Source organism: Labrys sp. HAY1-8F (assembly GCF_056754975.1).
The window spans coordinates 4098387-4112682 of the sequence record NZ_JBPGWZ010000002.1 but is presented as its reverse complement, the minus strand read 5'-3'; the positions used below and the strand labels follow the sequence as shown (position 1 = coordinate 4112682).

13 protein-coding genes and 1 pseudogene are annotated in these 14296 nt (G+C 63.7%); 5 read left to right on the top strand and 9 right to left on the bottom strand.

Annotation, left to right across the window (positions count from 1 at the left end; translation table 11 throughout):
- The first annotated feature begins 84 nt into the window (after window positions 1-84).
- Window positions 85-1521: a homospermidine synthase gene (locus ACR9ZN_RS28020; RefSeq protein WP_481273728.1), complete on the top strand. Its 1437-nt coding sequence runs from the start codon at window positions 85-87 to the stop codon at window positions 1519-1521.
- A 320-nt stretch (window positions 1522-1841) separates the two neighbouring features.
- Here ACR9ZN_RS28020 and ACR9ZN_RS28015 read toward each other — a convergent pair whose 3' ends face one another.
- The 6 genes and pseudogenes from ACR9ZN_RS28015 to ACR9ZN_RS27990 form a co-directional block, all read right to left on the bottom strand.
- The gene (locus ACR9ZN_RS28015) at window positions 1842-2465 is read right to left on the bottom strand and encodes a DUF1287 domain-containing protein (protein WP_481273727.1); all 624 of its coding nucleotides are present in this window, start codon (window positions 2463-2465) and stop codon (window positions 1842-1844) included.
- A 2-nt stretch (window positions 2466-2467) separates the two neighbouring features.
- Window positions 2468-2728, bottom strand: a pseudogene (locus ACR9ZN_RS28010) (nitrile hydratase accessory protein); the annotation flags it as partial.
- Entirely contained in the window at window positions 2697-3356 is a 660-nt protein-coding gene (gene nthB / locus ACR9ZN_RS28005) for a nitrile hydratase subunit beta (RefSeq protein WP_441771394.1), read from the bottom strand. The gene nthB and the pseudogene ACR9ZN_RS28010, both read right to left, overlap by 32 nt.
- 76 nt (window positions 3357-3432) lie before the next feature.
- A complete protein-coding gene (locus ACR9ZN_RS28000) occupies window positions 3433-3993 on the bottom strand; it encodes a cytochrome b (protein ID WP_434954953.1) in 561 nt (186 codons plus the stop codon).
- A 14-nt stretch (window positions 3994-4007) separates the two neighbouring features.
- Window positions 4008-4598, bottom strand: a complete 591-nt coding sequence (locus ACR9ZN_RS27995; protein ID WP_434954952.1) for a YceI family protein — start codon at window positions 4596-4598, stop codon at window positions 4008-4010.
- A 125-nt stretch (window positions 4599-4723) separates the two neighbouring features.
- A complete protein-coding gene (locus ACR9ZN_RS27990; protein WP_454812561.1) occupies window positions 4724-5635 on the bottom strand; it encodes a LysR substrate-binding domain-containing protein in 912 nt (303 codons plus the stop codon).
- A 133-nt stretch (window positions 5636-5768) separates the two neighbouring features.
- Between ACR9ZN_RS27990 and ACR9ZN_RS27985 the strand changes: the two genes are divergently transcribed.
- From ACR9ZN_RS27985 to ACR9ZN_RS27970, 4 genes are all read left to right on the top strand, one after another.
- On the top strand, window positions 5769-6608 hold the full coding sequence (locus ACR9ZN_RS27985) for an ABC transporter substrate-binding protein (RefSeq protein ID WP_454812559.1): 840 nt from the start codon (window positions 5769-5771) through the stop codon (window positions 6606-6608).
- A 9-nt stretch (window positions 6609-6617) separates the two neighbouring features.
- Window positions 6618-7295, top strand: a complete 678-nt coding sequence (locus ACR9ZN_RS27980) for an amino acid ABC transporter permease (protein ID WP_441771398.1) — start codon at window positions 6618-6620, stop codon at window positions 7293-7295.
- A gap of 70 nt (window positions 7296-7365) precedes the next feature.
- Window positions 7366-8088 carry an MBL fold metallo-hydrolase gene (locus tag ACR9ZN_RS27975; RefSeq protein WP_454812558.1) on the top strand — a complete coding sequence of 241 codons (723 nt, stop codon included), beginning with the start codon at window positions 7366-7368 and terminating at the stop codon, window positions 8086-8088.
- A gap of 187 nt (window positions 8089-8275) precedes the next feature.
- Window positions 8276-8803: a P-loop NTPase family protein gene (locus ACR9ZN_RS27970; protein WP_481274399.1), complete on the top strand. Its 528-nt coding sequence runs from the start codon at window positions 8276-8278 to the stop codon at window positions 8801-8803.
- 52 nt (window positions 8804-8855) lie between these two features.
- Here ACR9ZN_RS27970 and ACR9ZN_RS27965 read toward each other — a convergent pair whose 3' ends face one another.
- From ACR9ZN_RS27965 to ACR9ZN_RS27955, 3 genes are read right to left on the bottom strand one after another with little or no spacing between them, the layout of a single operon-like run.
- Entirely contained in the window at window positions 8856-9863 is a 1008-nt protein-coding gene (locus ACR9ZN_RS27965) for a cobaltochelatase CobT-related protein (protein WP_481273726.1), read from the bottom strand.
- Between the two features lie 3 nt (window positions 9864-9866).
- On the bottom strand, window positions 9867-11435 hold the full coding sequence (locus ACR9ZN_RS27960) for a trimethylamine methyltransferase family protein (protein ID WP_481273725.1): 1569 nt from the start codon (window positions 11433-11435) through the stop codon (window positions 9867-9869).
- Entirely contained in the window at window positions 11432-13843 is a 2412-nt protein-coding gene (locus ACR9ZN_RS27955) for a GcvT family protein (RefSeq protein WP_481273724.1), read from the bottom strand. Before ACR9ZN_RS27955 ends, ACR9ZN_RS27960 begins: the two co-directional genes overlap by 4 nt.
- Window positions 13844-14296: the final 453 nt, after the last annotated feature.

Here is a 14296-nt window from a genome sequence, read left to right as displayed (position 1 = left end):
CGCGTCTTCACATATTCGCGACAAAACTTGCACCCGCGGGCCCCAGCCCCTAAACGCTGGGGCTCGCACATTTTGGAGGATTGAATGGCTCAATGGCCTGTCTACGGTAAGATTTCCGGCCCCGTCGTGATCATTGGTTTCGGTTCGATCGGTCGCGGCGTGCTGCCGCTGATCGAGCGTCATTTCGAATATGACAAGGAGCGCATGGTCATCATCGACCCACATCCGCTCGATGCCGACCGCAAGATCATCGAGGAGCACGGCATTCGTTTCGTGCAGGAGGCCGTTACCAAGGACAACTACAAGAGCCTGCTGCAGCCTTTGCTTACCGCCGGCGGCGGCCAGGGCTTCTGCGTCAATCTCTCGGTCGACACCGGTTCCGTCGACCTGATGGAATTCGCCCGCAGCCTCGGCGCCCTTTATATCGACACGGTGGTCGAGCCCTGGCTCGGCTTCTATTTCGACAAGAACGCCGGTCCTGAAGCGCGCACCAATTATGCCCTGCGCGAGAGCATGCTGGCCGCCAAGCGCCGCACGCCCGGTGGCCCGACGGCCGTTTCCTGCTGCGGTGCCAATCCCGGTATGGTCTCCTGGTTCGTCAAGCAGGCGCTGCTCGACGTCGCCGAGGCAACCGGCCATGGCTCCGCCGATCCCAAGACCCGTGAGGAATGGGCCGCGCTCGCTCATAAGGTCGGCGTCAAGGGCATCCATATCGCCGAGCGCGATACCCAGCGCGCCAAGAATCCCAAGCCGCGCGGCGTGTTCGTCAACACCTGGTCGGTGGAAGGCTTCATTTCCGAAGGCCTGCAGCCGGCGGAGCTGGGCTGGGGCACGCACGAGACCTGGATGCCCGAGACCGGGCGCACTCACAAGGAAGGCTGCGGCGCGGCGATCTACCTGCTGCAGCCCGGCGCCAATACCCGCGTGCTGAGCTGGTGCCCGACGCCCGGCCCGCAATATGGCTTCCTCGTCACCCATAACGAGGCGATCTCGATCGCCGACTACCTGACGGTGCGCGAGAATGGCGAGGCGGTCTACCGCCCGACCTGCCACTACGCCTATCACCCGGCCAACGATGCCGTGCTCTCGCTGCACGAGATGTTCGGCGCGGCCGGCAAGGCGCAGGACAAGTTCGTCATCCTCGACGAGAAGGAAATCGAGGACGGTGCGGACGAGCTCGGCGTGCTGCTCTACGGCCATGGCAAGAATGCCTATTGGTATGGTTCCCAGCTCACGGTCGAGGAGACCCGCAAGCTCGCGCCCTACCAGAACGCCACCGGCATGCAGGTCACCTCGGCCGTGCTGGCCGGCATGGTCTGGGCCCTGGAGAATCCGGAAGCCGGCATCGTCGAAGCCGACGAAATGGACTTCCGCCGCTGCCTGGAAGTGCAGAAGCCCTATCTCGGCCCGGTCAAGGGCTACTACACCGACTGGACCCCGCTCGACGGCCGGCCGGGCTTCTTTCCGGAGGACATCGACACCTCTGATCCCTGGCAGTTCCGCAACATCCTGGTGCGGTGAACGATCTTGCCTTCTCATTGAGAGGGGGCAAAGCGAGACGCGACAAGCCTTCTCCACGCAGTGGGGAAGGTGACCCCGCAAAGCCGGGTCGGATGGGGTGTGGCCCGCAAGCTCCACCCATCCGATCCGGCCCCCAACAATATGTAGAGCCTGTGCTCAACTGGTTCAGGCCCCGCTAGCGGCCCACATCCCATCCGTCATTTCTTCGAAATGCCACCTTCCCCAGCTGCGCTGGAGAAGGTCAGCCGCGCCTTATCCTGCAACGATGGAATGCAGGCCGAGTTGATTGAAGCGCTGAGCACGTAGGGGAAAAAGCCCTCCTACGCCGGCGCGAAACGGAAATGGCCTGTTTGCGGGAAGGCGAACAAGGCGTCCTCTTCCCGCGCACCCTGCCCGATATTGTGGATCGCCAGCCTGCGCCCCGGCGTCTCGGCCGAGACCTCCGACGAGACGATCAGGATATGCGGCAGATTGCCGGGCAGCATCTGGGTGACCAAGTCGCCCGGCAAGTAATCGGCCGGATCGGCGGTCACCGGCAGCACCGTGCCCTTGCGCTTGAAGAAGGCGATCAGATTGGGCACGCGGCGGTGGTCGATATTGGGATCCGGCGCTCGCATGCCCCAATTCCTGGGATAAGCGGCAAAGCCGGCCTTCATGTCCTCGTGCACCAAACGCTGGAGGTCGAGGGCGAAGGCCTTGCGATAGGCGCGCACCACCACGTCGGTGCACACGCCCCGCTCGGGCGCCACGTCGCCGCCGGGATAGGCGATGCGCTTATAGGCGGGATCATAGAGGGTGGTGACGCCGATCTGTCCCCGCGCCGCATCCACCAGGTTCTCGCGCCAACCGGCTGCTGCGGCTTCCGCACTCTGCGCGCCGGCCATTCCGGCAGCCAGGGCAACAAGACCCGATAGCAGGACCCGTCGACGCGTGACTTCGTTCATGTCAAACCCTTGCTGCCCACCAGTTTCTCCAGCGCCGACAGCCAGTGCTCGTAATAATGCGAGCCGTCGTCGGCGGGCGCGGCCGCGATCTCGCTGCCCAGCGCCTGCGCCCATTCTGGCCAGGTGAACACGCCTTTTTCGTGGAGGGAGACGGCGAGCGCGAAGGCGCGGGCCTCCCAGGGTTCGCGGAACACGGGTTCGCCGCGGTCGCGCGGAATGGAAGGAATGGCGTCAAGCGGGGTCAAGGTAGCTCTCCCACAGATCGAGCATCACGGTCAGCGTCGGGTCGGCCTGCGGCCCCCAGAGTTCGGTACCGGCGAAGCGCACCGTATAGAGCCATTCGGGATTCTCGCCTTCGCCATGGGCGTTGCTGTCAGGCAGCACGAACATGCCATGGGCTTCGACGATGGTACCCAGATGCCCGCGCGCATAGCGTGGCAACCTCGTATGGGTGAGCTTGTGCTCGTTGCGTGCCCGCACCCCCTCGCCGGCGGCAAAACGCGCGGGCTGGCTCGCCGGGCGATCGCAGCGCGTGCCGGCGGCCAACGCGGCCGGCACCTCGGCCGCCTTGATCACGCGTTTGAGCGGCTTGCCCGGCTCGATCGCCTGCCCCTCGGCAAGCTCTGCCTCGCTGACCAGCGCTTTCGCCAGCATGAGCTTGATCAGGGCCTTGATCCAGATCTCGTAATAGGAGGAGGACAGATAGTCCGCCGGCGGCAGGCTCTCGCGCGCATAGCGCCCGGCGTCGAGCGGCCAGGAGCCGGTCGCGCCCATCGCCAGCGTCACCGCCATCGCCCGCTTCTCCCAGGCGGCGTGGAAGAAAGGTTCGTCCTTTTCCGGCGCGATCGGCCCGAAGCCCATCATGCCGCCGAGGTCCTGCGCACCGTTCATGCCAAACTCCGAGAAAGGCAAGGCCACCAGCCTGTCTTACGCGGAGTCGGTCCCGCTTGGCAAAAGCAATGAAGCCTCACCCTCGCCCCGGCAGCATGCTCTGCAGCACGCCGTCGCGATCCCACAGCCAGTGCTTGAGGGCAGCGGCCACGTGCAGGAGGACGAGGCCGATCAAGATCCAGGCGACCCGGTGATGCAGCGCCTTCATCTGCTCGGAAAGCTCGAAATCGGGCGCAACGAGATTGGGAACATGCCCTCCCCCCGGCAGCTGGATCGGCAGCGGCAGAGGCGAGGCCGAGATCATCACATAGCCGGTGATCAGCATGGCGAAGATCAGGCCGTAAAGCGCCGCATGCACCGCCTTGCTCAGCACGCGCTCATGGCGCGGCATGGTCTGCGGCAGCACCGGTGCCCTGGCCAGGAGGCGCCAGGCGGCACGCAGGGCCATCATCAGGAAGACGAGGGCACCCAGGCTCTTGTGCAGCTGATAGAGATCGAAGCGCTCGCCCTGGTCCTCCACCCATTCCACCATGACGAGGCCGAGCCCCAGCATGAACAGGATGAGCGCGGCGCAGGACCAATGCAGGAATTGCCCGGTCGCACTCCAGCGATGACGGAGGGATGGCCTCGCCTTCATCACCACGCCTCCCGTCACTGGGCTTGCGCCTCAGTGGTGACGATCAGGTCGACATCGTTGCTGATCGCCGGAAAGCCCGCGCTCATGTTGAAGGCGAGGCGCTTGATCACCCCGGTCGCGCGGAAGCCGATCTGCGAGCTTCCCCCGTTGGCGGGCTTGTCCAGCGCGACGTCGATGGTGAGCGGGCGGGTGACGCCGCGCATGGTGAGGTCGCCCGTGACCCGGGCATGGCTGCCATCGACCTTCTCGACCTTGGTGGACGTGAAGCTGATGGTTGGATACTGCGCCACGTCGAAGAAGGCATCGGTGCGCAGATAGTCGTTGAAGGAGGGCGAGCCGACATCCACCGATTTCGCTACCACCTTGAAGGTGACGCGGCTGGCGGCGGGATTGTCGAAATTGATCGAGATCCTGCCATCGAAATCATGGAAGCGCCCCTTGGTGCGCGGCCAGCCGATGCCGTCGACGACAAAGCCCACCGAGGTTCGGGCTGGATTGATGCGCCAGTTGCGCGCTTGCGCGGAATCGGCCTGGCTGGCGCCGAGCAGGCAGATGATCACGGGTATGGCTCCTAGAGAGAGCCTATTCAGTCTGGCGGTGGTCATGGCTCAATTCCGTCTCGATCCGTCACACAGGAGGTTCGGCTGGAAAACACACTGGGCCGGATTTTATTCGTGTTCCCGATGATAGGCCGATCACAACGGGGTGAGCAGGAGAAAGACGACGTGTCCTAGCCCAGGCCGATGCGCGGCGCCGGCGCGCGCGAAGCCTGATCGATCAGCCAGTCGACCAAGGCGCCGATCTCCGGCTTGGCGAGGTTTTCCTCGCTGCAGATGCAGTGATAGTTCTTGGCCGCCGGCACACGCTGCGTCAGCGGCTGCACGAGCCTACCTTCGTCGAGATCGCGCGCCGAGATCACGTCGTCCACCAAGGCGACGCCATGGCCATCCCGCGCTGCCTGCAGGATGAGGGCGAAGTCGCCGAAATAGATGTCGGCCGCACCCGGATATTTCACCCGGGCTTGTGCCAGCCATCGGCGCCATTCCGATCCGTCGTCCTCGTGCAACAGGCGATGATGCAGCACGTCGGCAGGCTGGCGGATGGCATGCGGCCCACGCAGCAATTGCGGGCTGCAGACCGGCATCAGATAGACGCCATGCAGCATGCGCCACCAGAAGCCCGGCCAGGGTGGGTTGCCATAGACGATGGCGACATCGGTCCTGCGCCAGTCGATAGCATGGAATTCAACGCCGCTGGAGACCTGCAGCCTGACATGCCGGTGATCAGCCATGAAGGCGAACAGCCGGGGCGCGAGCCAGGTCGTGCCCAGGACCGGCGGAATGCAGATGTTGACGACGACCTCCGCCTGGCTGTCGATGCGCTGCGCCGTAAGATTGCGCACGCCCTCGCCGATCTCGGCCATGGCGGCCCCGACAGATTGCCGCAATCCCAGGCCCGCCTCCGTCAGCATCAGCCGGCGGCCTGTCTTGGTGAAGAGTTCCACGCCGAGATGGAGCTGTAGGGAACGCAATTGCTGGCTCACCGCCCCTGGCGTGACATGCAGTTCGGCGGCGGCAGCCCCGACATGGCCGAGCCGGGCGACGACCTCGAAGACCTTGAAGGCATGAAGCGGCGGAAGCATGTGAGTCAGATCATTTAGTTTTTCTGCTCCTTTAACTAGCAGAACATTTAGCTTGTTTCCATGCTTTCCCTGCCTGAAAGTCTGGTCATCCAGAACAGAACGGCCGGGATCACGGCATCAGGGGAACGCTTCCATGCGCTCGACGAAGAACCATATCGCACGCGCCATTCTATGCGGCCTTGCCGTCTTCCCGTGGATCTCCATCGGGCCGGCACGGGCGGCGGATGTCCCCTCCTTCGTGCAGAACGGCACCTTCAAGGTCTGCACCGCCGGCGAATTCCCGCCAATGGAATTCTACGAAAAGCCCGGCGACAAGGCCCTGGTCGGCTTCGAGATCGATGTGGCTGAGGCACTGGCCAGGCAATGGGGAGCCAAGACCGACTATGTCGTCGGCGACTTCAAGGGCCTGTTGCCTTCGCTGGATTCCCAGCGCTGCGATGCCGTCATCAGCGGCATCACGCTGCGGCCCGAGCGGCTGCAGAAATATGACGGCATCGCCTATTTCAAGACCTCCACCGTGATGGTGACGGCCGCCGGCGACGGCGAGACCCGCACACCGGAGGATCTGAGCGGCAAGACCGTCGCCGTCGAGGCAGGCACCAGTTTCGAGCCGACTCTCGCCGCCCTCAACGCCACCTTTGCCAAGGCCGGACGGCCCGAGGCCGTGCTGCAGCCCTATCCCTCGGCCGCGGCCGTCATCCAGCAGATCCTCGTCGGCCGCGCGGCCGCGACCATCACCCTCGACACCACGGCAGCCTATCGCATGGCGCAAACGCCCGGGCGGCTGCAGATGCCCTATGCCTATGCCGACAAGGAATTTTACGCGATCTATCTGCGCAAGGATGTTGGCGACCGCAACGCCGTGCGGGCCGGCCTCGAGGCCTTGCAGGCGGATGGACGCATGCAGGACATCCTGAAGAAATGGAACCTGTCGCCCCAGGCCGTCGAGATCGACGGCGTTGCGGCTCGATGACCCGGCGCGATGTTCGATTTCCATCTGTTCCTCGAAGCCGTCTTCGGCTGGCCCCTGGCCGAAGGCGCCCTTTTGACCATCGCGCTGTCGCTGGTGGTGATGTCCGTGTCGATGCTGACGGCCATGGGCACGGCCTCCCTCGCGACCTCGCCGCGGCGCCTGGTGCGCTGGAGCATCGTCGGCTATGTCTGGCTGCTGCGCGGAACGCCGGCTTTGCTGGTGTTGCTGTTCATCTGGAACGGCCTGCCCCAGCTTTCGCCGCTGTTCCGGGCCGGCTGGTTCTCGCCCTTCCTGGCCGCCTTCATTGCACTCACCTTGATCCAGGTGGCCTATCTCACCGAGATCCTGCGCAGCGCCTTCGCGGCCGTGGGGCCGGGGCAGCGTGAAGCCGGTGCGGCGCTCGGCCTGCATCGCGGCCAGATCTTCGTCCTCGTCACGCTGCCCCAGGCCATGCGCATCGCCCTGCCCGCCCTGATGAGCGAGTTCATCACGCTCCTGAAGACGACGTCGCTTGCCACGGTGATCTCGCTCAAGGAACTGATGACTGTCACCCAATATGCCATCGCCACCAGCTTCCGCTTCATGGAGTGGTATGGCGCAGCGCTGGTCTATTATCTCGTGATGGTCTCGATCCTGACCGCCATCCAGATGCGGACCGAGGCGATCTTCGCGCGAGGCCGGCGTTGATGTTCTCGCCTTCCATAAACGTCGCGCTGCCTCATTCGAAGAAATCACGCCTTGATCCTGGAGTAACGGCATGACCGTGGTCCCTCCTACTGCCTGGTTTGCCAGGGAAAGCCTTACGCCCGACCTGACCCGGCTGTGGGAACCCTGCGTGCACGCCTTCTTCCAGGCCAACATCTTTCACCTGAGGGGCCGCGATGCCGATCTGGTGCTCGATTTCGGCATGGGCCTGTCCTCGCTGCGCGGCGCCCTGGAACTCACCGAAAGCAAGCCCGTCCTGGCGGTGGCAAGCCACGGCCATGTCGACCATGTCGGCTCCTTCCACGAATTCGAGCAGCGTTTCGGCCATGTCGCCGAGCAGGCGGCCTTCGCCGAGATGCGCGACGATGACACGCTCGCCTCGCTGTTCCGCGACATGGATGGCGCCGTCACACGTCCGCCGGTCCCATCCTGGCAGGCGGCAGACTATCGCCTCGACCCCGCTCCCCTCACCGCGTGTCTGGCGGAGGGCGACACCATTGATCTCGGCAATGTCAGGCTGCGCGTGCTGCATCTGCCGGGCCATTCGCCCGGATCGATCGGACTGCTGGACGAGCAGGGCGGCCTGTTCTTCAGCGGCGATGCGATCTATCGCGGCGGCCTCGTCGACGACGTGCCGGGCGCCGATAAGATAGTCTATCGCAGGACGATGGAGCGCCTGGCCCGGCTCGACATCGCGGTGGCCCATGGCGGCCATGGTGACAGCATGGACCGCGCCGCCATGCAGGCGATCGCTCTCGACTATCTGCGGGATTGAGAAGAGAAATCTTTGACTTGTCATCCCCGGCTGAGCCACTCGCGAGCGCAACGAGGTGAAGGGGATGACGGATCAGGTTCGGCGCCCTTGATATAAGATTGAGCCGCATCTACCGGCTTGCCGGCATTGACAAGACCGGCTGCCTGGCGCATTGGGCTCGCCCCCAATTTTCCTGATCGGTGCCACCATGCTGCCCTTGGCCTGCCTCGGCGAGCGCATCGTCGTCCTCGGCCCCTCCAATGCCGGCAAGTCGACGCTCGCCGTCGCCCTCTCCAGAAAGCTCGCGGTTCCCGCCATCCACCTCGACCAGCTTCACCATCGGCCCCATACCGATTGGCAGCCCCGGCCAGAGGCGGAGTTCGCGGCCCTGCACGATGCCGCCATCATGGGAGAGCGCTGGGTGATGGAAGGTAATTATTCGCGCCTGATGCCCCAGCGCTTCGCTCGGGCCACCGGCGCGATCCTGATCACTTCCCATCACTGGCTGCGCTTCTATCGCTATCTCAAGCGCACGCTGGTCAACCGCTCCAGCCGTGCCGGCCATCTGGTGGGCGCCAAGGACAGCCTCAAATGGGAGATGATCCACTGGATCCTGGTCAAGACCCGCGACAGCAGCAGCAAATATACGGCGATCATCGGCCAGTCCGGCGTGCCAGCCGTCGAATGCCATACGGCGAAGGAGCTCAATGAGCTCTATCGGGCCTGGGATTTGTAGAGGCTTGTCCCGTCGCGGAGCATCACACGAGCGTGCCCCTTTTTGCTGAGGATCAGGAAGCCTGGATGCGGGCGGCTTTCGCGCCCTCTTCGTTCATAAGCCGCTCGATAATGCCAGCCAATTCGCTGGTCACTCGATCACTATCGGATAATACGATGGCATCACGATAGTAGCGTGAAACATCATGCCCCAGACCCAGTGCGGCTAGCTTGATATCACCGCTCGCTTCCACCCTCCCAATCACGTGGCGCAGATGGCGCTCCAGGATCGTGAGACCGTTGTTGGAGAGCGTGGAATCGTCGACCGGAGCACCGTCCGAAACAACGATCAGAATTTTGCGCCGCTCATGGCGGTTCCGCAATCGCCCGACGGCCCATTGAAGAGCTTCGCCGTCGACATTCTCCTTCAAGAGATTAGGTCTCAACATCTGCATGTAAATTGAATCATTGCAGACGCCGGGCTCGCTCCCATCCTTGTAGATGATATGCAATAGGTCACACAGTCTTCCGACCTCCTTCGGAAATGCTCCTTGCCTGCGCCACTTTTCGCGCGATTTTCCTCCCTTCCAGGTCGATGTCGTGAAGCCCAGGACTTCGCAGCCCGAGCCCAGGCTGACGATGAAATCATGCACCACACTGCAGGCCGTGGCAGCCAGCAAGATCGGTTCTCCTCGTAAAGAACCGGATTGATCGACGAGGAGGGTTATAAAGAAATCTGCCCGGCCTTGATCGCTGAAGCGTTCTCGCAGTCGCAGGCCTCTTTCGTCGGTCTGAGGCCCAGCCTCCAAGCGCCGTTGCGTCAATCTCTCTTCGTAGAGAACTCGATCATGCTCGGCCGTTTCGGCAGCCGTCTGCGACAGAGGACCAAAGAACTCATCAAAGTCACGCGCATGAATCACACGGTCGAATTCCCGGGTGAAAACGGAATAGCTGCCGTTTTCCTTTCTCTCCGCAGAGAAGAAACGCATGAGCAGCTTGGCTAAGGCGAAAAGTCCACAGGCGACCGGTAGCGCCAGCAATATCAGAACGGCGAGCAGGCCGTTCGTGAACATGGAATCCATGTCCTACCCCCCGATCTCCTCCTTGCGCTTGGCGATATAGGCGTCCATTGCCTCGCGCACGGCCGGATCGAGCGGCGGCGGAACATAGGCATCCCGCGTTTTCTTCCAAATCCCCAGCGCACGATCGGTCGCGGTACGCTCACCGGCATCGCGCCAATTCTCGAAATTGGACCAATCGGAGAGCACCGGGCGGTAGAAGGCGTTCTCATAACGGGCAAGCGTGTGGGGCGAGCCGAAGAAATGGCCGCCCGGCGCCACGCCGCGGATGGCATCGAGGGCGATCTCGTCGTCGCCGAACTCGATGGGTTTGAGGATCTCGGCCCAGCCGCGCAGCAATTCGGCGTCGATCACGATCTTTTCGAGGCTGGCCGACAGGCCGCCCTCGAGCCAGCCGGCCGCGTGGTTGATGAGGTGGCTATGGCTCATGATCGCTGCCCAGAGCGAGAAGCTGGTCTCCCAGGTCGCCTGAGCGTCCGGCGCCGGGCTGGCATTGACGGCGCTGGTGCGCACCGGCACGCCGAGGCGCCGACCGAGCTGGGCGGTCGCCAGGGCCGCATTGACATATTCGGGCGTGCCGAAGGCGGGCGAACCCGTCTTCATGTCGACATTCGACGTGAAGCCGCCCATCACGCAGGGCGCGCCGGGACGCAGCATCTGGCAGAGAGCCATGATGGCGCAGGCTTCTGCCGTCTGCTGCACCAGGGCACCGGCCAAAGTTACCGGTGCCATGGCGCCCATCAAGGTGAAGGGAGTGATCACCACGCATTGGCCATTACAGGCCATGGTCATGATGGAGTCCATGATCTCCTCGTCCACCACGCGGGGCGAGTTGACATTGGTCACCGTCATCAGGGTTGGACGGTCCGCCAGGGCCTCGATGCTGCAGCCGTGCTCGATCGCCGAAAGGGCGAGCGCATCACGCGCCTGCACGCCGCCGACACCGCGCGCCGCCCAGACCAGATCCGACAATTCGATATGGGCGCGATACATTTCCAGATGCCGCACGGGGACGGCGATATCGACCGGCTCCACCACCACGCCGCCCTGCCAATGCAGGAGGCCCAGGCCATTGGTGATCTTGAGGATGTCGCGGAAGGCCTCCAAGTCGCCATAGCGCCGGCCGCGCTCGAGGTCACGCACATTGGGCGCGCCGTTGACCGGGCCGAAATTGACGACATTGCCGCCGACATGCAGGTCCCGCTCGGGGTTGCGTGCATGCAGCACAAAGGACGACGGAGCCTTGGCCAGCATGGCCTCGACGATATCGCGGCCGAGGCGCACCATCTGCGTCGCCTCGTCCACCAGCGCTCCGTGGGTACGATAGGTCTCACGCGCCCTCGGGCTGAGGATCTTCATGCCGTCGGTTTCGAGCAGAGTGAAGGCGGCATCGAGGATGCGCTCGACCTGTTCGGGCGAGAGGATGTCGACCGGCGCGAAGCGATTGGTGAGCCGCGGCATCGGCGGGGTTGCCGCCCCAGTGTTGCGGCTGCCGCGTTCGCGGCGGCCGGCACGACCGTGCTCCGGCGGCGTGTTCTCGCGGGCGATAGGCTGGTCCGAGGGATCCTGGCTCATCCGCGCAACCTTCCGCCGTTCGGATCGTGCAAGGGAGCCTTGCGGATGATGGCCGGGCATTCCCTGCCAAAGATGTCGATGGCGAATTCGCCGCCGTCCTCGTGATATTCGGACTTGATGTAGCCGATGGCCACGCTTTTGCCGACATAATGGCCATAGCTGCCGGAGGTGACGTGGCCGACGACCTTGCCCGATTTGAGGATCGGCTCATAGCCGATCACCTCGGTATCGGTGTCGACCTCCAGCACGGTGAATTTCTTCTTCGGGCCCCGCTCGCGCTCCGCGAGCACGGCGTCGCGACCTGTGAAACCTTCCTTCTTGAAGTCGACAAAGAGATCGAGACCCGTTTCGGCAGGCGTGTAATCGGGCCTGAAATCCTTGTTGAAAGAGCCATAGGCCTTTTCGATGCGCAGGGACGACAGAGCCCGGCCGCCGAAATGCCTGAGGCCGAGATCGCGTCCGGCCTCGAAGATCTCATCATAGAGCGTGGCCTGGTAGTCGGGCGTCGCCCAGATCTCATAACCGAGCTCCCCGGTGAAACCGGCGCGGGAGAAGATCACCGGGGACATGCCGACGGCGGTTTCCTTTACGGCGAAGAGCTTGAAGGCATCGGGCGAGAGGTCCTCACGCACCAGGCGCTGCATCAGCGTGCGGGCATTGGGGCCGGCGATGGAGAAACCCGTGAGCGTCGATGCCGCCGAGCGCACATGCACGTCGGCGGGCGGGTTCTGCAGCCAGAACCAGCGCAGGTGATAGGCCTCGGCGAAGCCCGAGCCGATCAGGAGATAGCGGTCCAAGGCAAGGCAGGCGATGGAGAGATCGCCGACGATGCGCCCCTCAGGGTTGAGCATCGGCGCGATCGCCATGCGGCCGGGTTTCGGCAGCTTGCAGGCCAGCAGCTTGTCGAGCCAGGCGCGGGCGCCGGCGCCCTCGATCTCGTATTTACCGTAATTGGAGGTCTCATAGATGCCGACGGCCTCGCGCACCGCCAGGCATTCGCCCCTGACATGCGGGAAGGCGTTGGAGCGCCGATAGGTCGGGTTCTCGACGGGTTCGACCCCGGGCGGGGCGAACCAGAGCGCATGCTCCAGGCCGAAATTAGCGCCGAACACGGCACCCGCTCGTCTCAGGCGGCCATAGACAGGCGTGCGCCGCAGCGGCCGCGCATCCGGCAACTCCTCGTTGGGGAAGGCAAGGCGGAAGCGCCGGCGGTAATTCTCGATCACCTTGGCCTTGGTATAGCGCGGCGTGGCGAACACACCGAAGCGTGCGACGTCCATGGCCATGATGTCGGCACCCGGATCGCCCTCGGCCATCCAGCGCGACAGGGTCAGGCCGATGCCGCCACCCTGGCTGAAGCCCGCCATCACGGCACAGGCCACCCAGAAATTCGGCAGGCCCTTGACCGGGCCGACCAGCGGGTTGCCGTCCGGCGCGAAGGTGAAGGGGCCGTTGATCGATTTCTTCACGCCGGCCCGGCCGACAGCGGGGAAGTGCTCGAAGCCGACCTCGAGTTCTGGGGCGATGCGGTCGAAATTGTCGGGCAACAACTGGGTGGCGAAATCATCCGGCGTCTTGTCAACAGACCAGGGCGTGCAATTATGCTCGTAGGTGCCAAGCAGAGCCCCTTTGCCTTCCTGGCGCACATAGATCTCGCCGGAGAAATCGGTGGTGTTGATGATCTCCTTGTCCAGTCCTTCCAGCTCCGGGATGGCCTCGGTGACGATATAGTGGTGCTCCATCGCCAGCACCGGCAGCTCGATGCCGACCATCCGCCCGATCTCGCGGGCCCACAGGCCGCCGGCATTGACGACATGCTCGGCATGGATGGAGCCCTTGTCGGTGGCGACGTCCCAGGAGCCGTCGGGACGCTGGCTGAGGCCAGTGACGCGGGTGAAGCGGTGGATCTCGGCGCCCAGCTTGCGAGCCGCGCCGGCATAGGCATGGGTGGTGCCCCAGGGATCGACATGGCCGCCATCCGAGCGCCAGAGCGCGCCGGTGAAGTATTTCTCCTCGATCAGCACGTTGCGACGCTTGGCCTCTGCCACCGGGATGATCTCGGTTTCCATGTCGAGATAGCGGGCACGGCTGGCGACGAGGCGCAGATAGTCCATCTCGCCCTCATTGGCGGCCAGCATCAGGCCGCCATTGGCGTGGATGCCGCAGGACTGGCCCGTCAGGGCCTCCAGCTCGCGATAGAGGTCGATCGTATATTTCTGCAGCTTGGAGACGTTGGCATCGCCATTGAAGGTGTGCATGCCGCCGGCGGCGTGCCAGGTCGAACCCGAGGTCAGCTCGTTCTTCTCGATGAGCGCGACATCCGTCCAACCGATCTTGGCCAGGTGATAGAGGATGGAACATCCCACCACGCCACCGCCGATGACAACGGCACGCACTTCGCTCTTCATTCTCGGGACCCTTTCACGGCAACAGGTCCCTGATACACGACATCAGGCCGCTCCGCGACGATGGTAGGGAAAACGTCCTGATGACAAAACAAACATGACCAGAGTCAACTCATCAGATTTTTCAGGCTAAAAGTGAGGATAGGAAACAAATGATGGATAAGGAAACGCATTGGCCCGGGGATCGCAGGCTTCCAGCCCATGAGCGCCAACTTTGGGTGGTGGCACCAGATTGGAGGGTCGATCTCCAGATCGACCATCTTGGAAATGTCGGCCAGATAGAGGACAAAGGTGGTCGATCTCGCTCCATCAATTGATGGAGCTGTGGAGATCGACCCTCCACACCACCTGCGCCTCTGGCCGCAAAGTTGGCGCCTATGGGCTTCCAGCCTGCATCTTCGCCTGCCACAGGCGTAGCGTTTCCACGACGCAGGCTGGAAGCCTGCGATTCCAGGG